This window comes from Pseudomonas sp. K2I15, assembly GCF_002204795.1.
GTDB lineage: Bacteria > Pseudomonadota > Gammaproteobacteria > Pseudomonadales > Pseudomonadaceae > Aquipseudomonas.
Genome location: NZ_NIXO01000004.1, coordinates 91,012 through 109,097, shown reverse-complemented (window position 1 = coordinate 109,097; position 18,086 = coordinate 91,012). Strand labels below are relative to the sequence as shown.

18 protein-coding genes are annotated in these 18,086 nt (G+C 58.8%); 4 read left to right on the top strand and 14 right to left on the bottom strand.

Annotated features, from left to right (window positions below):
• Positions 1-69 precede the first annotated feature (69 nt).
• Both CEC48_RS04835 and kdgD read right to left on the bottom strand, forming a co-directional pair.
• A complete protein-coding gene (locus CEC48_RS04835; protein ID WP_088422715.1) occupies positions 70-1,515 on the bottom strand; it encodes an aldehyde dehydrogenase family protein in 1,446 nt (481 codons plus the stop codon).
• A gap of 54 nt (positions 1,516-1,569) precedes the next feature.
• Positions 1,570-2,481 (bottom strand): 5-dehydro-4-deoxyglucarate dehydratase, encoded by a 912-nt coding sequence (gene kdgD, locus CEC48_RS04830; RefSeq protein WP_088422714.1) that lies wholly within the window; start codon positions 2,479-2,481, stop codon positions 1,570-1,572.
• 224 nt (positions 2,482-2,705) lie between these two features.
• On the opposite strand from kdgD, the gene CEC48_RS04825 reads away from it, so the two are divergent.
• Positions 2,706-3,863: a phospholipase gene (locus CEC48_RS04825; RefSeq protein WP_088422713.1), complete on the top strand. Its 1,158-nt coding sequence runs from the start codon at positions 2,706-2,708 to the stop codon at positions 3,861-3,863.
• Between the two features lie 149 nt (positions 3,864-4,012).
• Here CEC48_RS04825 and CEC48_RS04820 read toward each other — a convergent pair whose 3' ends face one another.
• From CEC48_RS04820 to rplM, 8 genes are all read right to left on the bottom strand, one after another.
• A complete protein-coding gene (locus tag CEC48_RS04820; RefSeq protein WP_088422712.1) occupies positions 4,013-4,762 on the bottom strand; it encodes a FadR/GntR family transcriptional regulator in 750 nt (249 codons plus the stop codon).
• A 170-nt stretch (positions 4,763-4,932) separates the two neighbouring features.
• On the bottom strand, positions 4,933-5,352 hold the full coding sequence (locus CEC48_RS04815; RefSeq protein ID WP_088422711.1) for a ClpXP protease specificity-enhancing factor: 420 nt from the start codon (positions 5,350-5,352) through the stop codon (positions 4,933-4,935).
• Between the two features lie 17 nt (positions 5,353-5,369).
• A complete protein-coding gene (locus tag CEC48_RS04810; RefSeq protein WP_010170749.1) occupies positions 5,370-5,987 on the bottom strand; it encodes a glutathione S-transferase N-terminal domain-containing protein in 618 nt (205 codons plus the stop codon).
• 145 nt (positions 5,988-6,132) lie between these two features.
• A complete protein-coding gene (locus tag CEC48_RS04805; RefSeq protein WP_088422710.1) occupies positions 6,133-6,912 on the bottom strand; it encodes a cytochrome c1 in 780 nt (259 codons plus the stop codon).
• On the bottom strand, positions 6,912-8,123 hold the full coding sequence (locus tag CEC48_RS04800) for a cytochrome bc complex cytochrome b subunit (protein WP_088422709.1): 1,212 nt from the start codon (positions 8,121-8,123) through the stop codon (positions 6,912-6,914). Before CEC48_RS04800 ends, CEC48_RS04805 begins: the two co-directional genes overlap by 1 nt.
• Complete coding sequence (petA, locus tag CEC48_RS04795; RefSeq protein WP_088422708.1) at positions 8,123-8,719, bottom strand: ubiquinol-cytochrome c reductase iron-sulfur subunit; 597 nt, start codon at positions 8,717-8,719, stop codon at positions 8,123-8,125. Before petA ends, CEC48_RS04800 begins: the two co-directional genes overlap by 1 nt.
• 265 nt (positions 8,720-8,984) lie before the next feature.
• Entirely contained in the window at positions 8,985-9,377 is a 393-nt protein-coding gene (rpsI, locus tag CEC48_RS04790) for a 30S ribosomal protein S9 (protein WP_003216038.1), read from the bottom strand.
• 14 nt (positions 9,378-9,391) lie between these two features.
• A complete protein-coding gene (gene rplM, locus CEC48_RS04785; protein WP_003216032.1) occupies positions 9,392-9,820 on the bottom strand; it encodes a 50S ribosomal protein L13 in 429 nt (142 codons plus the stop codon).
• A 248-nt stretch (positions 9,821-10,068) separates the two neighbouring features.
• On the opposite strand from rplM, the gene CEC48_RS04780 reads away from it, so the two are divergent.
• Positions 10,069-11,109, top strand: a complete 1,041-nt coding sequence (locus CEC48_RS04780; protein ID WP_088422707.1) for an NADP(H)-dependent aldo-keto reductase — start codon at positions 10,069-10,071, stop codon at positions 11,107-11,109.
• Positions 11,110-11,232: 123 nt separating this feature from the next.
• On the opposite strand, the gene CEC48_RS04775 is transcribed toward CEC48_RS04780, so the two are convergent.
• The gene (locus CEC48_RS04775; protein WP_088422706.1) at positions 11,233-12,369 is read right to left on the bottom strand and encodes an acyl-CoA dehydrogenase family protein; all 1,137 of its coding nucleotides are present in this window, start codon (positions 12,367-12,369) and stop codon (positions 11,233-11,235) included.
• Between the two features lie 220 nt (positions 12,370-12,589).
• Here CEC48_RS04775 and CEC48_RS04770 point away from each other — a divergent pair, with 220 nt between their 5' ends.
• The gene (locus CEC48_RS04770; protein WP_176438669.1) at positions 12,590-13,510 is read left to right on the top strand and encodes a GlxA family transcriptional regulator; all 921 of its coding nucleotides are present in this window, start codon (positions 12,590-12,592) and stop codon (positions 13,508-13,510) included.
• A gap of 193 nt (positions 13,511-13,703) precedes the next feature.
• Here CEC48_RS04770 and zapE read toward each other — a convergent pair whose 3' ends face one another.
• From zapE to CEC48_RS04755, 3 genes are all read right to left on the bottom strand, one after another.
• A complete protein-coding gene (gene zapE / locus CEC48_RS04765; protein WP_088422704.1) occupies positions 13,704-14,798 on the bottom strand; it encodes a cell division protein ZapE in 1,095 nt (364 codons plus the stop codon).
• Positions 14,799-14,876: 78 nt separating this feature from the next.
• Positions 14,877-16,232, bottom strand: a complete 1,356-nt coding sequence (locus tag CEC48_RS04760) for a tryptophan--tRNA ligase (RefSeq protein ID WP_088422703.1) — start codon at positions 16,230-16,232, stop codon at positions 14,877-14,879.
• A 16-nt stretch (positions 16,233-16,248) separates the two neighbouring features.
• Positions 16,249-16,878 carry an alpha/beta hydrolase gene (locus CEC48_RS04755; RefSeq protein WP_088422768.1) on the bottom strand — a complete coding sequence of 210 codons (630 nt, stop codon included), beginning with the start codon at positions 16,876-16,878 and terminating at the stop codon, positions 16,249-16,251.
• Positions 16,879-17,025: 147 nt separating this feature from the next.
• On the opposite strand from CEC48_RS04755, the gene CEC48_RS04750 reads away from it, so the two are divergent.
• The gene (locus tag CEC48_RS04750) at positions 17,026-17,463 is read left to right on the top strand and encodes a YhcB family protein (RefSeq protein ID WP_010170781.1); all 438 of its coding nucleotides are present in this window, start codon (positions 17,026-17,028) and stop codon (positions 17,461-17,463) included.
• Positions 17,464-18,086 lie beyond the last annotated feature (623 nt).

The window sequence follows — 18,086 nt, the reverse complement described above, 5'->3', positions numbered from 1 at the left end:
TAATTATTTTTTTTGCGGGTAATCAAATTGTAAGCCTGTGGCGGGCACGGGCCCGCCACAGTGCTGGCGTTACGAACCGATGTAGCTGGTTTTCACCACGGTGTAGAACTCTTGCGCATAGCGACCCTGCTCACGTGAACCGTAGGATGAACCCTTACGGCCACCGAATGGAACGTGGTAATCCACACCAGCAGTCGGCAGGTTGACCATCACCATTCCCGCCTGGGAATGACGCTTGAAGTGGTTGGCGTACTTCAGCGACGTGGTGGCGATACCGGCCGACAGGCCGAACTCGGTGTCGTTGGCCATCGCCAGCGCCGCCTCGTAATCCGCCACGCGAACCACGTTGGCCACCGGACCGAAGATCTCTTCACGGCTGATACGCATCGCGGCTTCACTGTCGGCAAACAGCGTTGGTGCAAGGAAGTAGCCTTCGGTATCGCAGGTCACCAGTTCACCACCGCTGACCAAACGAGCACCTTCGCTCTGGCCGATGTCGATGTACTTCATGTCCTGGTCCAGCTGGGCCTGGGAAACCACCGGGCCAATGTCGGTACCGGTTTTCAGCGCGTGGCCGACCTTGATCGACTTCATCCGCTCAGCCATGGCCGCGATGAACTGATCGTGAATCCCGGCGGTGACGATAAAGCGGCTGGACGCCGTGCAACGCTGGCCGGTGGAGTAGAACGCGCTCTGCACCGACAGCTCGACCGCTTGCTTGAGGTCGGCGTCGTCGAGAATGATCTGCGGGTTCTTGCCGCCCATTTCCAACTGCACTTTAGCTTGGCGCGAAACGCAGCTGACGGCGATCTGGCGACCCACACCCACCGAACCGGTGAAGCTGATGCCGTCGACTTTCGGGCTGTTGACCATGGCGTCACCGACCACACGGCCGCTACCCATCACCAGGTTGAACACGCCAGCTGGGAAGCCGGCGCGGGAAATGATTTCGGCCAGGGCCCAGGCGCAGCCCGGTACCAGCTCAGCCGGCTTGAGCACTACGCAGTTGCCGTAGGCCAGGGCCGGGGCGATCTTCCAGGCTGGAATGGCAATCGGGAAGTTCCACGGGGTGATCAAGCCAACCACGCCTAACGCTTCACGGGTGACTTCCACGTTGACGCCTGGGCGCACCGACGGCAGGTAGTCGCCGGACAGGCGCAGGCATTCACCGGCGAAGAATTTGAAGATGTTACCGGCGCGGGTCACTTCGCCGATGGCTTCCGGCAGGGTCTTGCCCTCCTCCCGGGCCAGCAGAGTGCCGAGCTCTTCGCGACGGGCGAGGATTTCAGTGCCGACTTTATCCAGCGAGTCATGACGTGCCTGGATGCCGGAAGTGGACCACGCCGGGAATGCAGCACGAGCAGCGTCAATGGCAGCGTTGACTTGAGTGACATCCGCCTTGGCATATTCGCCAATGACATCAGACAACTCCGACGGGTTGATATTGGCCGAATAGTCGGCGCCGGCAACCCACTGGCCGCCGATGTAGTTTTCAAAACGCTTGGCTTGGGACACGAATTCTCTCCTGACGCAAAAAGCCGCTGATTACTCAGCGGCCTTGGTGATGGGTTACTGCGCGCCTTGCTTGTCGATCAGCGCGGCCAGGGCTTCGTATTCTTCCGGCAGCAGATCGGTCAGCGGCGTACGCACGGGGCCTGCGTCATAACCGACGATTTTCGCCCCGGCCTTGACGATGCTCACAGCGTAACCGGCCTTGCGGTTACGAATGTCGAGGTACGGCAGGAAGAAGTCGTCGATGATCTTGCCGACGGTGGCGTGATCGTCCCGGGCAATGGCGTGGTAGAAATCCATCGCGGTTTTTGGAATGAAGTTGAACACCGCCGAGGAGTACACCGGCACGCCCAGGGCCTTGTAGGCAGCGGCGTAAACCTCTGCAGTCGGCAAGCCGCCCAGGTAGCTGAAACGGTCACCCAGGCGACGACGGATCGACACCATCAATTCAATGTCACCCAGGCCGTCCTTGTAGCCGATCAGGTTCGGGCAGCGCTCGGCCAGGCGTTCCAGCAGCGGCGCGGTCAGGCGGCAAACGTTGCGGTTATAGACCACTACGCCAATCTTGACCGACTTGCATACCGCTTCAACGTGGGCGGCAACCCCGTCCTGGCTGGCTTCGGTCAGGTAGTGCGGCAGCAACAGCAGGCCTTTGGCGCCAAGACGCTCGGCTTCCTGGGCGTACTCGATAGCTTGGCGGGTGGCACCGCCAACACCGGCGAGAATCGGCACGCTGGTGGCACAGGTATCTACCGCTGTTTTCACCACTTGCGAATATTCGCTGGCCGCCAGGGAGAAAAACTCACCGGTGCCGCCAGCGGCGAATAGGGCCGTGGCGCCGTAAGGGGCCAGCCATTCCAAACGCTTGATATAGCCCGCCTGGTGGAAATCACCCTGGGCGTTGAAATCGGTCACCGGGAAAGACAGCAGACCGTGAGAGAGGATGGACTTCAGTTCTTGTGGATTCATTATTCGAACACCCTGGGCGAAGACTTTCTGTTGAGAGATTACGGATGGTTATCTTGATGTCGTACGTCATCGTACAACTATAAAAATATTCGTCAACTGCAATTCATCGGTGTTCTTCCTGGTTGCTGCTTTCTTGACGTAGGAAATTTCTCCTCTATGCTCTATATTACTGTATATATATACAGCTAATACGGAAGATTCCTACGACATAGCAAGGAGCTAACATGTCAGATCTTGAACTCGCCACACCTGAAAAAAAACCGCACACCCTGCGTTTCGAAGGCGGTGAACACACCGCCATCGGCGACGACACTCTGTTGCGCTTCGTCAAGGACGCCCCGGCGATTCCCGCGCGGCAGGTTGAATTGCACCTGCCCAATGGCCTCGCTCTGAGCTACGGCCAGATCATCGCCCTGGGCGGCGATTTCTATGGGATTCCCGGGCGCCCCATCAACGAAGGCGCATCACCTGCTGATCGCGTGCAGCGCTTTACCGATGCGTTTAACTCGCTGGCGGTATTGCCGGCCTCACGGGAGGAAGCGGGCAAGATCCTGGCGGTGATGCAAAAGGAGATCAATGCGGTCAACCAGGCGATCAAGGATGGCAAGCAACCCCACGAAGCCTATGACGCGCTGGGCGACACCTTGTCCGAGGAATGGAACCGTATCACCGGCGGCGGCAGTGCCGTGTCGGCGCTGATTCCACTGGGGCGCTACCTGAAACTGGCGGCAGACAATGCCGACCACTTCGGCGAATGGGCGTTGGCGGCCTATCTGGCGGGCCATACCGCGGCGCTGCAACAAGCGGTCTTGGCGCATCAGACCGGTACCGACCAGGCGCTGGAACTGGCCTATGCCATGAACAGCTTCGCTGATCACTTTTTGACCGATCTGTTTTCCGCTGGCCACCTGCGGGTACCGCGTAAACAACTCGCGGCGGTGGTGACACCGGGTGAACTGGGCTCGCTGATCAGCCGCTTCATGCACGATGAAGACAGCAAGTTCGGGCTCAATGTGCGCAATGCCCTCGGCGAGCAATGGCATGCTTACGGTGATAAACGTTATTTCGATAGCAACGACGCGGCCAACCGGGCCATGGTCAAACGTGCCGTGCAGGCCTCGGCCGATGAAATCTTCGAAACGTTTATCAGCGGCGTGGCGCCCTCCCCGGCCAACTTCAAGGCGCCGTTGTATGTGCCGGACCTGAATGCCGCGCAAAACCCGGCGAATAACTTCTCACCGCTGTTCAAGGCAGAGGGCGACAAGGTGCTGCGGCGCAAGGACGTCAACAACCTGAACGACAAGCAGTGGACCAATGATTGGTGGGGCTGGAGCACGTACCTGCTGCTCAAGGACTACAAGCCGAATCAGCCGGCCAGCTAAGCAAGCCTATCCTCAAGGCCACAAAGATCAAATGTGGGAGCTGTCGAGCCCCAGCGAGGCTGCGATGGGATCGACTCGGTGTACCTGATAGACCTCAGCGCCTGCATCGCAGTCTCGCTAACGCTCGACAGCTCCCACACTGATCGCATTTAACCGCGTTGCGCCTCTGCCTCTTCATGGGCATGGCGCAGCCGCTCACGGCTGTTGGTCAGGTGCAAACGCATGGCCGCTCGTGCCGCATCCGAATCCTGGCGAGCGATCGCCTCATAGATCTCTTCGTGTTCGCGACTCAGGCGGCTCATGTAGTGCTGCTGGTCATCATGGGCCAGGCGTGCCGAGTTCAGCCGCGTGCGCGGAATAATGCTGGTGCCCAGGTGGGTCATGATGTCAGTGAAGTAGCGGTTGCCGGTGGAGAGGGCAATCTGCAGGTGGAACTGGAAGTCTGACGCCACCGCATCACCGGCGTGGGCTGCACTTTCGTTCAGCGCGTCGAGGGCTGCGCGCATGCCGGCCAATTGCTCGTCGTTACGACGCTGAGCGGCAAGCCCGGCAGACTCCACTTCCAGGCTGATGCGCAATTCAAGGATAGCCAGCACATCACGCAGCGTGACCACCGTGGCCGGGTCGATCCGGAAGCCACTAGGGCTCGGCGTATCCAAAACAAAGGTGCCGATACCATGGCGGGTTTCCACCTGCCCGGCCGCCTGCAATCGCGAGATGGCTTCACGCACCACGGTGCGGCTGACCCCATGGGTGTCCATGATCGCCGACTCGGTAGGCAGTTTGTCGCCACGTTTGAGTTGGCCGTCGCGGATCTGCTCGGACAACACCGTGACCAATTCCTGGGCAAGGCTGCGGCGCTTGCGGGGAAGACGTGGGGCGGCGCTGGCGTTTTCCATGATGAATCATCTATCTCGGCGATCTGAAGCACGCATGATAGCCCATGGCGGTTGTACGATCACCGTCCTGTCATGACTTTCATCTATAACTGACGGGGTTTTCGCCACGCAAAAAAATGCCCCGGCATCACCGAGGCACTTTTAACACTGGCCCGAAGGCCCGCGGCTTGTTACTTCACCACTTTCAGACTCGGCCGACCGCTTGGGCGCGGTGGCTCGGAATCCGGCGGCGGTGCATCATCTTCGCCTTCGAGCTCGATCGCTTCGTCTTCCTCAAGGGAGGACTCCAGATCAAACACCATGCCCTGGCCGTTTTCCCGGGCGTAAATCCCGAGGATGGCGCCGATGGGCACGAACAGCGTATGCGGCACACCGCCGAAACGCCCTTCAAAGCTGACCGCTTCATTGTCCATGTGCAGGTGTCGCACGGCACTGGGTGAAACGTTCAGGACGATTTGTCCGTCGCTGGCAAAACCTTGCGGTACCTGAACCGCAGCAAACTCGGAATTGACCAGCATGTGCGGGGTGCAATCGTTGTCCACTATCCACTCATAGAGCGCGCGGACCAGGTAAGGTCGACTGGAGTTCATCAACGGCTCCTTAAGCCTTAGCGCATATCGCGTTCGACACCAGACAGACTCGCCTGGAAAGCCTCACGCGCAAACTGGCGCTCCATGTAGTCAAGCAGCGGCTTGGCAGGCCGCGGCAATTCAATGCCCAAAATCGGCAAGCGCCAGAGTATGGGTAATAGGCAGCAATCCACCAGACTTTGTTCCTCGCTGAGGAAAAAAGGTTTGTCAGCAAATAACGGCGAAACACCGGTCAGGCTCTCGCGCAATTCCTTGCGCGCCTGAACCCGGGCTGCTTCTTTGCTGCGTGAATCCAGAATCAGGTCCACCAGGCCACACCAGTCACGCTGGATCCGATGGATCAGCAGGCGGCTGTTGGCACGCGCCACCGGATACACCGGCAACAACGGCGGATGGGGATAACGCTCATCCAGGTATTCCATCACCACGGTTGACTCCCACAACGCCAGATCACGATCGACCAGGGTGGGCAAGCTGCCGTAAGGGTTCACTTCGATCAGTTTCGGTGGGTGACGACCCGCCTCAACAGTAATGATCTCTGCGCTGACACCCTTCTCTGCGAGCACGATGCGTACTCGGTGGGAATAGTGGTCGGCGGGGTCGGAGTAACAGGCCAACCGATTGGTCACGCCCATGGCGGTCCTCCTCGCTTGTTGAAATTATCGGAAGCTCAAAAACGAGCGCGCCCAGTGAGCATCTCCGTGACGCCTGGATAAACCAGACTTACCTTCAGAGATGCCGCTGGGCGCGCAAGATTAACAGCAATTACTTACGGTTGGATCAATGCACATCCTTCCAGTATTCGCGTTTCAGCAGATAAGCGAACACGAAGAAGAAGGCCAGGTACAGCAACACATAGGTACCAATGCGCTGATGCTGCAGCTTCACTGGGTTGGCCGAGTAGGCCAGGAAGGTCACCAGATTCTTGACCTTCTCGTCGAACTGCTCTTCGTTCAGCGCGCCGGTCTTCGGCACTATGGTCAGCTGATCGCACGCTTCATGAGTCAAAGGCGTACCGGTGAGCGGATCATACTGCTTCTTGCCGTCTTCGACGATTTGTACTTGCTTGCATCCTACCACTTGGCGACCTTGCAGGCCGACCAGAACGTTAGGCATACCGACGTTCGGGAACACTTTGTTGTTCACGCCGTAGGGACGCGTCGGGTCTTCGTAGAAGGATTTCAGGTAGCCGTAGAGCCAATCGGTGCCACGCACGCGGGCCACCAGGGTCAAGTCGGGCGGTGCAGCCCCGAACCAGGTCTTGGCGTCGGCAGGTTGCATGCCGATGGTCATGTGGTCGCCGATCTTCGCCCCGGTGAACACCAGATTCTTGAGCATCACGTCGTGCGGGATGCCCAGGTCATCGGCAACGCGCTCGTAACGCTGGAACTTGGCGCTGTGGCAGCCCATGCAGTAGTTGGCGAACGTACGTGCGCCATCCTGCATGGCAGCCTTGTCCGACACGTCGATATCGACTTTTTCCAGCTCGGGGCCGTGTTCAGCAGCGAAAGACAGCAGCGGCAGGGCCGCAAGAATGAATGCAACGAATAATTTTTTCATCAGCCAGTCACCCTATCCGGTACCGGTTTGGTCTTCTCGAGCCGGGTATAGAACGGCATCAGAATGAAGTAGGCGAAGTACAGGAAGGTGCAGACCTGCGACAGCAACGTACGCTCCGGAGTCGGCGCCAGTACGCCCAGTACACCCAGGATCACGAACGCAATGCAGAACACCCACAGCCAGATCTTGCTCAGCCAGCCCTTGTAGCGCATGGACTTGACCGGGCTACGGTCGAGCCAAGGCAGCACGAACAGCACCGCAATCGCCGCACCCATGGCGATAACGCCCATGAGTTTGTCGGGAATCGCCCGCAAGATCGCGTAGAACGGGGTGAAGTACCAGACCGGGGCAATGTGTTCCGGGGTCTTGAAGGCGTTCGCCTGTTCGAAGTTCGGTTTCTCGAGGAAATAACCGCCCATCTCCGGGAAAAAGAACACGATCGAGCAGAAGATGAACAGGAACACCACCACGCCGACGATATCTTTTACGGTGTAGTACGGGTGGAACGGAATGCCATCCAGCGGTACGCCGTTTTCGTCTTTGTGCTTCTTGATGTCCACGCCGTCGGGGTTGTTCGAACCCACTTCGTGCAACGCCAGGATGTGCAGAACGACCAGGCCGAGAATCACGATCGGCAAGGCCACCACGTGCAAGGCGAAGAAGCGGTTCAGGGTGATCCCGGAGATCAGGTAGTCACCACGGATCCACTGGGTAAGGTCGTTGCCGATGACCGGGATCGCGCCAAACAGCGAGATGATCACCTGGGCGCCCCAGTAGGACATCTGGCCCCACGGCAGCAGGTAGCCCATGAAGGCCTCGGCCATCAGCGCCAGGTAGATCAGCATGCCGAACACCCACACCAGCTCGCGGGGCTTCTGGTATGAACCGTAGAGCAGTCCACGGAACATGTGCATGTAGACCACGATGAAGAACGCAGAGGCACCTGTGGAGTGCAGCAGACGCAGGATCGAGCCGTACTCGACGTCGCGCATGATGTATTCGACGGAGGCGAAGGCTTCTTCGGCTGACGGGGTGTAGCTCATCGTCAGCCAGACACCGGTAACGATCTGGTTGACCAGTACCAAAAGTGCCAGGGAGCCAAAGAAATAGAAGAAGTTGAAATTCTTCGGTGCGTAGTACTTGCTGAGGTGGTCTTCCCACATTTTAGTCGCGGGGAAGCGCGCATCAACCCAATCCATGAACTTGCTCATCAGGCTTTCTCCCCCTCGTCGACGCCAATGACAATGACACTGTCAGTCTCGTAGTGATGTGGCGGAACTGGCAGGTTCAGTGGTGCGGGTTGTGACTTGTAGACGCGGCCAGCGAGGTCGTAGTGAGAACCGTGGCACGGGCAGAAATAGCCCCCGACCCAGTCCTTGCCCAGGTCTGCGGGCGCCACTTCCGGACGGAAGGTGGGAGAGCAACCCAAGTGGGTGCAGATACCGATCAGCAGCAGAATCTCCGGCTTGATCGAGCGATTTTCCTTATCGACGTAAGCGGGTTGGTCGGAATTCTTCGAGTCGGGGTCAGACAGTTGGCCCTCGATCTTCTTCAGATTCCCCAGGATTTCCTCAGTTCGACGAACGATGAACACTGGCTGACCGCGCCATTCAGCAATCATTTGCTGGCCTGGATCGATCTTGCTGACATTCACCTTCACCGGTGCACCTGCGGCTTTCGCCTTGGCACTGGGAAACCATGACCCCACGAACGGGACCGCAGCCCCCACCGCTCCTGCAGCACCCACCACGGATGTGGCTGCTACCAAGAAGCGACGCCGGCCTGCATTCACGCCGTCATTGCTCATTCAGTCCTCTCCCATCAGCTTTGTGGCCTGTTAAATCAGGCGTCTACTAAGTGTTAAATCTGAACTTATAAAAATTTTGCCGAATGGTAATGAAAAGCCACACGCCTGACAAGGTAATTACCCCCGGCGCTGGCTCCAAGCCTTTGAGTATAGGGGCTCTACGGATGTGGCAAGTTGTCACACAGATTTTTTACATAAATAGCAGGCAATAAAAAACGCCCAGCTCCGTGAGGAGGCTGGGCGTTTTCTGGAACGTAAAAGCGAATTAACGCTTCGAGTACTGCGGACGCTTACGCGCTTTACGCAGACCAACTTTCTTACGTTCAACTTCACGAGCATCGCGAGTAACGAAGCCAGCTTTGCGCAGAGCGCCACGCAGGGTTTCGTCGTACTGCATCAGAGCGCGAGTGATACCGTGGCGGATTGCGCCAGCTTGACCACTTACACCGCCACCGATAACGGTGACGTAGATGTCGAACTTTTCAACAGTCTCGGTCAATTCCAGCGGCTGACGAACTACCATGCGGGCAGTTTCGCGACCGAAGAAATTTTCCAGAGTGCGGTTGTTGATCGAGATGTTACCAGTACCCGGACGCAGGAAAACGCGAGCGGTAGCGGTTTTGCGACGGCCAGTGCCGTAATTTTGAGTCGCCGACATAATGAACTATTCCGTTAAAACTTCAGTTCTTGGGGCTGCTGAGCAGCATGAGGGTGAGCAGCGCCCGCATAGACTTTCAGCTTGCGATACATGTCGCGACCCAGTGGGCCCTTCGGCAGCATACCTTTGACCGCGATTTCAATCGGGGCTTCAGGCTTTTTGGAGATCAGGCCTTCGAAGTTCGAAGACTTGATACCGCCTGGGAAACCGGAGTGACGGTAGTACATTTTGTCTTGCGCTTTGTTGCCGGTAACACGTACCTGCTCAGCGTTGATGATGACAATGTAGTCACCGGTATCAACGTGAGGGGTGTACTCAGGCTTGTGCTTGCCACGCAGACGGCTGGCGACTTCAGTGGCCAGACGACCCAGGGTCTGACCAGCGGCGTCGACGACAAACCAGTCGCGCTGAACTGTTTCTGGTTTTGCAGTAAAAGTTGTCATTCTTTAATAGCCTCAGGGGCCGCCCTGTAAATTAGACGGCGGATCTTACTGAATAGTGCGTACTTTGACAAGTCAAAGGCAGCCGGATACAGACGCTATCGGGGGCTCGGGTCGGCGCGTCCGTTCAACGGCAAGATTCTTCGGCAGGCGGCGCATCACTTCCACTGCAGAAAGAGGTGGGCAATTATGCAGATTGCCAAAAAAATTTCAACCTGCTTTTATGATTGTTTTCCTCGAAGGAGTACCCGATGGACTATCGACAGCTGGGCCGAACCGATCTGAACGTGAGCGCGATAGCCTTGGGCACCATGACCTGGGGCGAGCAGAACAGCGAGACAGAGGCCTTCGCACAGATCGAACGGGCCAAGGCCGCGGGCATCAACTTCCTCGACACTGCGGAAATGTACCCGGTGCCGCCCAAGGCAGACACCTACGCCACCACCGAGCGCTATATCGGTAATTACTTCAAAAGCCGCGGCGACCGTGCCGACTGGATCCTCGCCAGCAAGATCGCCGGCCCCGGCAACACCATCGACTACATCCGCGATGGCAGCCTCAAGCACAACCGCAAGCATATCGCCGAAGCCCTGGATGCAAGCCTCAAGCGCCTGCAAACCGACTGGATCGACCTCTACCAACTGCACTGGCCCGAGCGCAGCACCAACTTTTTCGGCCAACTGGGCTACAAGCACAAGGCCGAAGAAGACCTGACGCCGTTGGAAGAAACCCTCGAAGCGTTGGATGAGCAGGTCAAGGCCGGCAAGATCCGCCACATCGGCCTGTCCAACGAAACCCCGTGGGGCACCATGAAGTTCCTGGCCCTGGCCGAAGCCCGTGGCTGGACCCGCGCGGTGTCGATCCAGAACCCCTACAACCTGCTCAACCGCAGCTTTGAAGTGGGCCTGGCGGAAATCGCGATTCGTGAGCAGTGTGGTTTGCTGGCTTACTCGCCATTGGCGTTTGGCATGCTCAGCGGCAAGTACGAAGGTGGCGCGCGCCCGGCCAAGGGTCGCCTGAGCCTCTATAGCCGCTTCAGCCGCTACTTCAATGCGCAGTCGGAAGCTGCATGCAGCCGTTACGTGGCATTGGCCCGTGAGCACGGCCTGGACCCGGCGCAGATGGCGTTGGCCTTTGTGACGCAACAGCCGTTCGTGACCAGCAACATCATTGGCGCCACGACGTTGGAGCAGCTGGACAGCAACATCGCCAGCGCTGATTTGAAACTGTCGGATGAGGTGCTGGCGGGGATTGAGGCGATCCAGAAGGATCATCCGAACCCTGCGCCTTGATTGACCTTTAGACCGCCTTCGCGAGCAAGCCCGCTCCCACATTCGACTGCATTCCAAAGATGGAGCTCGGTCGAATGTGGGAGCGGGCTTGCTCGCGAAGGGTCCCTAAAAATCACCGAAGATTCAAAGCGCCCGCGCAATAATCTCCTTCATGATCTCGTTGGTCCCGGCATAAATCCGCTGCACCCGCGCATCCGCCCACGCCCGCGCAATCGGGTATTCCCACATAAAACCGTAACCGCCGTGCAACTGCACACACTCGTCCAGCACCTTGCATTGCAGGTCCGTGGCCCAGTATTTGGCCATCGCGGCCGTGGGCACGTCGAGCTTGCCTTCCAGATGCAACTCCATGCACTTATCGACGAACACCCGGCCAATCTGCGTTTCAGTGGCAATCTCCGCCAGTTTGAAACGGGTATTCTGGAAGTCGATGATCGCCTTGCCGAACGCCTTGCGATCTCGGGTGTACTCCAGCGTCCACTGCAACGCCGCCTCGGCTGACGACAACGCACCAATCGCCACCGTCAGACGCTCCTGCGGCAACTCCTGCATCAGATAGGCAAACCCCATCCCCGCCTGGCCCAGCAGGTTCTCCCTGGGCACCCGCACATCCTGGAAGAACAGCTCCGACGTATCCTGGGCCTTCATCCCGACCTTCTCCAGGCGCTTGCCCTTGTCGAAGCCCGGCGTGTTGGCTTCCACCAGGAACAGGCTGGTGCCCTTGGCGCCGGCCTTGGGATCGGTCTTGGCGACAACAATCACCAGGTCCGCCAGGAAACCATTGGTGATGAACGTCTTGGAGCCGTTGATCACGTACTCATCGCCGTCCAGCACCGCGGTGGTCTTGACCCCTTGCAGGTCGGACCCGGCACCCGGCTCGGTCATGGCGATGGCCGTGACCATCTCACCCGAGATCAACTTGGGCAGGTACTTGTGCTTCAGCGCCTCACTGCCGTAATGCAGGATGTACGGCGCAACAATGTCCGAATGCAGGGAGAAGCCAATCCCGGTCAACCCCAGGCGGCTGATCTCTTCGATCACCACCGCGCTGTAGAGAAAGTCCGCCCCGAGGCCACCGTACTCTTCCGGCAAGTGCGAGCAGAGCATCCCCGCCTCCCCTGCCTTGTTCCACAGGTTGCGGTCAATGTAGCCCTGCTTTTCCCATTGCCCGTGGAACGGCGCCGCGTCTTTTTCGAGGAAGGTACGCACGCTCTGGCGGAAGAGTTCGTGCTCCGAGCTGAACAAGGTTCTGGGAATCATGGGTCACCTGCGTGAATTGTCGGACAAGACCGGGATCACAGAGCCTAAGCCGCGAAGGCGTCACGGGACACTGGACACATGCGACAAAAAATAAGACGATCCAGCCGTCTGGTGACCACTTTCCCCTATAAGAATAAATGAAATTATGTCTAACCAAATCTCCACGCCCTTGCGGCGCGTCAGCATTTTGGCCATTGATCGGGTATTCGCTTCAACCCTCATGCAAGCCAAGGATTTCTTCCATCTCGCCAGCCTGCGCTACGGCAAACAGCTGGGCCAAGGCCTTACTCCCGCCTTCGAAACCCGCCTGGTCAGCCCCGACGGGCAGTCAGTGCGCAGCTTCAGCGATGTGATCATGCCGGTGGACGGCGGCCTCGAAAACGCCGACATCATCGTGCTGCCAGCCTTCTGGGACGATTTCGACTCGTTGTGCCAACGCTACCCCCAAGTGCTGCCGTGGCTGCGCGAACAACATGCCCGTGGCGCGGTGCTGTGCGGCGAAGCCACCGGGGTGTTCTGGCTCGCTGAAGCCGGCCTGCTGGACGGCAAGGAAGCGACCACCTACTGGCGCTTTTTCAACGCCTTCAGCGAACGTTTTCCCAAGGTGCAACTGAACCAGGACAAACACCTGACAGACGCCGACAACCTGTACTGCGCCGGCGGCACCACCTCGGCCTGCGACCTCTACATCTACCTGATCGAACGCTTCTGCGGCGCCAACATCGCCCAGGCCGTGGCCCGCGATATCCTCTATGAAGTGCAGCGCAACTACGCTCCAGGGCGTATCGGCTTTGGCGGGCAAAAGCTGCACCAGGACGTGATCATCCTGCAGATCCAGCATTGGCTCGAAGAACACTTCGCCGACAAATTCCGCTTCGAAGACGTGGCCCGGGAACACGGCATGAGCATCCGCAACTTCATGCGCCGCTTCCAGACCGCCACCGGCGACAAGCCGCTGCATTACCTGCAACGGCTGCGCATCGAGACCGCCAAGGGCCTGCTGTCGGGCAGCCGCAAAAGCATCAAGACCATCAGCTACGAAGTGGGTTACGACGACGCGAGCTTCTTTGCGCGGCTGTTCCGGCAGCACACCGAACTGTCGCCCAACCAGTACCGCCAGCAATTCCAGCAAGCCGCGTAACCAAAGGGTATACACAGTAAAAATGTGGGAGCTGGCTTGCCTGCGATGGCGGCGTGTCAGGCCCCAGATGCATTAGCTGACAGACCGCTATCGCGGGCAAGCCCGGCTCCCACAGTTGATTTCTGTTGACCTGGAAATTTTGCATAAAAAAGGCCCGCATCGCTGCGGGCCTTTTTCATTTCGAGCACATCGCTTACGGCTTGTGCGCCCGCGACAGGAACTCGTGGGACTGCATTTCCAGCAAGCGGCTCAAGGTCCGCTGGAATTCGAAGTTCAAGCGACCGCCGGTATAGAGGTCCTTGAGCTCAACTTCCGCCGAGATGATCAGCTTGACATTGCGGTCGTAGAATTCGTCGACCATGTTGATAAAGCGCCGCGCAATGTCGTCAGTCGTCACAGTCATCTGTTCGACGCCGCTCAAGATCACCGCGTGGAAGATCTTGCCCAGTTCGATGTAGTCGTTCTGGCTGCGGGGGCCGTCGCACAGTTCGCGGAAGTCGAACCAGGCCACGTCGTCGCAGGTACGCAACGCGATAATTTCACGGTTTTCGATGATCAACTTGTCGTTTTCGACCGCCTGGGTGCATTCCGGCGTCAGTGCGCGGAAGCTTTTGCGCAGGCTTTCCTGGGCCGCTTCGTTGAGCGGGAAGTGGAACAGTTCGGCTTGTTCAAGGTGACGCAGACGATAGTCGACGCCGCTGTCGACGTTGACGATGTCGGTGTTCTGCTTGATCAGGGCGATGGCCGGCAGGAAGCGCGCACGTTGCAGGCCGTCCTTGTACAGGCCGTCCGGCACGATGTTCGAGGTGGCAACCAGGGTCACGCCGTTCTTGAACAGCTCTTCCATCAGGGTACCGAGGATCATCGCGTCGGTGATGTCGGACACGAAGAACTCATCGAAACAGATCACCCGCGCCTCATCAGAGAAGCGCTTGGCGATGATGGTCAGCGGGTTCTTCTCGCCCGGCAGGGTCTTCATCTCTTCGTGCACGCGCTTCATGAAGCGGTGGAAGTGAGTGCGGACCTTTTCCTTGAACGGCAGCGCTTCAAAGAAGGTATCGACCAGGTAAGTCTTGCCCCGGCCGACGCCACCCCAGAAGTACAAGCCCTTGACCGGTGTGTGGTCTTTCTTGCCAAACAACTTGCTGAACATGCCCGGCTTGTTCTGCGAGGCCTGGACCAGATCGTCGTACAGGCGCTGCAAATGGCGCACCGCAGTTTCCTGGGCAGCGTCATGGAAGAATTCAGGGCGTTTCAGATCAGCTTGATATCGTTCTAGGGGCGTCATAATTCGTTAGCAAGGCAACAAAAACGGGCCGCCACTGTAACGACGGCCCTGAAGAATGGCAATCAACCCTTGGTCGGGTTAATCCTCGATTGGGGTCAACGCAACGCGCAAGGCTTCGATCGCCGCATCGCGCGAGGCGCTGTCGGTGAACGCCGGGCTATCGGCCACAGCCGCGCCTTCCAGCCAGACGCTGAAGCTCAAGGCTTCGCTGCGCACATCCAGCGCCTGGCCCGATTGCAGCTGCTTGGTCACCGCGCCTGCGGTTTTACCGTCGGCAAAGTTGCGCGACAGCAGCAGTTGCTCGCCTTCGGCCGCCAGCAAACGGAAGCGGAAGCTGCCGTCGTCTTCGCGGAAGCTGACAAAACGTGCGGCTTTCGCAGCTTTCTTCTTGGTGGTGGCGGTAACAGCGGCCTGGTTGACGAACGAACGCAGGCCCACTGCCTCACGCAGCTCGGCCAGGAACGGCGCAGCCACGGCGCGGGCTTTCTTGGCGCCGATCAGCAGCAGGTCTTCCATGTCGGATGGGCGGGACATCAGTTGGTGATAACGCTCGCGCGCCTCGCCCAACTGGCCGTCCAGCAGCTGGAACAGACGGCTCTTCGCCTCGCCCCAGCCCAGGCCTTGCAGCAGCTCGCCGCGAAACTCTTCTTCCTGGGCCTTGGTGGCAAACGCCTGGTACAGGGTGAACAGGTGCGAGTTGTCCGGGTCCTTGGCTTCGCCCGGTGCGCGGGAGTCGGTGACGATCCGCGAGATTGAATCCTTCATGTCCTTGGCGCTGGTGAACAACGGGATGGTGTTGTCGTAGCTTTTCGACATCTTGCGGCCATCCAGGCCCGGCAAGGTGGCGACGCTTTCTTCGATCAACGCCTCGGGCATGGTGAAGAATTCTTTGCCATTGCCGAACAGGTGGTTGAAGCGCTGGCCGATGTCGCGGGCCATTTCCACGTGCTGGATCTGGTCACGACCGACCGGTACCTTGTGCGCGTTGAACATCAGGATGTCCGCCGCCATCAGCACCGGGTAGCTATACAGGCCCATGGTGATGCCTGCATCAGGGTCTTCGCCGTTTTCCAGGTTCTTGTCCACCGAGGCCTTGTAGGCGTGCGCACGGTTGAGCAGGCCCTTGGCCGCTACGCAAGTCAGCAGCCAGGTCAGCTCGGGGATTTCCGGGATGTCGGACTGGCGATAGAACGTCACGCGGTTCACATCCAGGCCACCGGCCAGCCAGGTCGCGGCGATTTCCATACGCGAGCGCTGGATGCGCTGCGGGTCATCGCACTTGATCAGGGCGTGGTAGTCGGCCAGGAAGTAGAAGGAGTCGGCGTTGGCGTCCTGGCTGGCAAGAATCGCCGGGCGAATCGCGCCGGCGTAATTGCCCAGGTGCGGCGTGCCGGTGGTGGTGATGCCGGTGAGGATGCGGGTACGGGTCGTCATGGGTGATCGCTTGTCATCAATTCGAAAGACGTGGCAGCACAAGATCCTTGAGATCGGTCAGCTTGCCATGAAAAAAGTGTCCGCATTCTGCCACTTTCAGAAGCTCATGGGGGCGATTCAGGGCGGCGGACCAGTCGTAGACGAGTTGAGGGTCGACCACTTCGTCGGTTTCCGGCTGGATCACGGTCAATGGGCAGCCTTGTGGCAGCACGTCGTTATCGCGCAGGCGCATCACGGCCGCGGCCACCATGAACAGGTGCGCGAGTTTTTCGCCCTTGGCTTCCAGGCGGCCGCCGAGGGTTGCGGCAACAAACCCACCGAAGGAAAAACCCAGCAGGGTGATTGGCAGGTCGGGATGCTTTTCACGCAGCCAGGCGGCGGCGGCTTCGGCGTCGTCGACTTCACCAGTGCCCATATCGTGCGTACCGGCGCTGGCGCCGACACCGCGATAATTGAAACGTAACGTGATCAAGCCGGCATCGCGCGCAGTGCGTTGCAGGGTCGATACGACTTTGTTGAGCATGGTGCCGCCCTGCACCGGGTTAGGGTGGCAGATCAGCGCCAGGCCACGTGGCTCGGGGTGATCCAGGTACAGGGCTTCCAGTTGGCCTACCGGGCCATCGATCAAAACGGGGGTTTCACGCATCAGCAAGGAAGGAACTCCGTGACCTCTCAAGGGGTCGACTCGTCTAGCTAAAAGTCTGTGCATGGCATCATTGCGAGCTTAATCGCGGTATACAGCGCAGGTCCGAGCCGTTAACGTAAAGCAAAGCCGTTTATAGAGGAAGGACTCGTGGAACACTCGCTCTTAGTTTGGTTGTTGCCGACTCTCGCCTTGGTTGCCGGTGTCGCCATTGGATTCCTGGTTGCCCGCCTGCTGCCGAATGCCGCGCCTAACCGCACGCAGCGTCAGCTGGATGACATTCAGGAACGTTTTGACAGTTATCAGAACGAGGTTGTTACCCACTTCAACAGCACCGCGACCCTGGTGAAAAAGCTCACTCAGAGCTATCAGGAAGTACAGGATCATCTCGCCGAGGGTGCCAACCGCCTGGCCCTGGACGACATTACCCGCCAGCGTCTGCTGGCCGCGCTGCATTCCGATGCACCGCAAGCGCCACGGGAGCGCCTGACCCCACCTCGGGAAAATCAGGAACCGCCACGGGACTACGCGCCAAAAACGCCGAACGCTCCGGGGATGCTGGATGAGCATTACGGTTTGAAGAAGTAATACGTTTTCGAGCGATACTAAAAAGCCCGGCTGATTGATGATCAGCCGGGCTTTTTTTTGTTTGGATGGGTGGGTGGGTTGAGTACATATCCGTTGCTGCGGTGATGGCGGCTATTGGTTCCGCTCTTACAGCGGCTCACTTTTGAACAGCGCAAAAGTAAGCAAAACGCTCTTGCCCCACCACTCGGCACCTCGCCTGGGCTCGGTGTGCCCTCTCTCCGGTAGTACTGCGCGGGCCGCCGCGACGGGGCGTCCCTGCCCCGTCGCGGCTAAACCGGCGTCCTGCCGGTTTACCCGCTCCGTACTACCTGCGTTCGACCAGCGTGGTTTAACGGGGCGCCTAAGATCAAGATCAACAGCAGATCAAGAACACAGCGGCCTGCCGGCCGGCTTGAGTGTGGTGAAGCAAAATCAAAAGCTAAAGCGGGCGCGGTCCAAATGTGGGAGCGGGCTTGCTCGCGAAGGTCGTTAACGATGACGATGGTTTTCTGATTCAACGCGGCGCTCTCGGGTTTTTCGCGAGCAAGCCCGCTCCCACAGAAAAGCAGTTCTGCTTTCGCTCTGGACCTTGCCTTTAACACTCAGGTCAGCTTTCAGGCCGCCGTGCCCTTGATCTGCGGGCC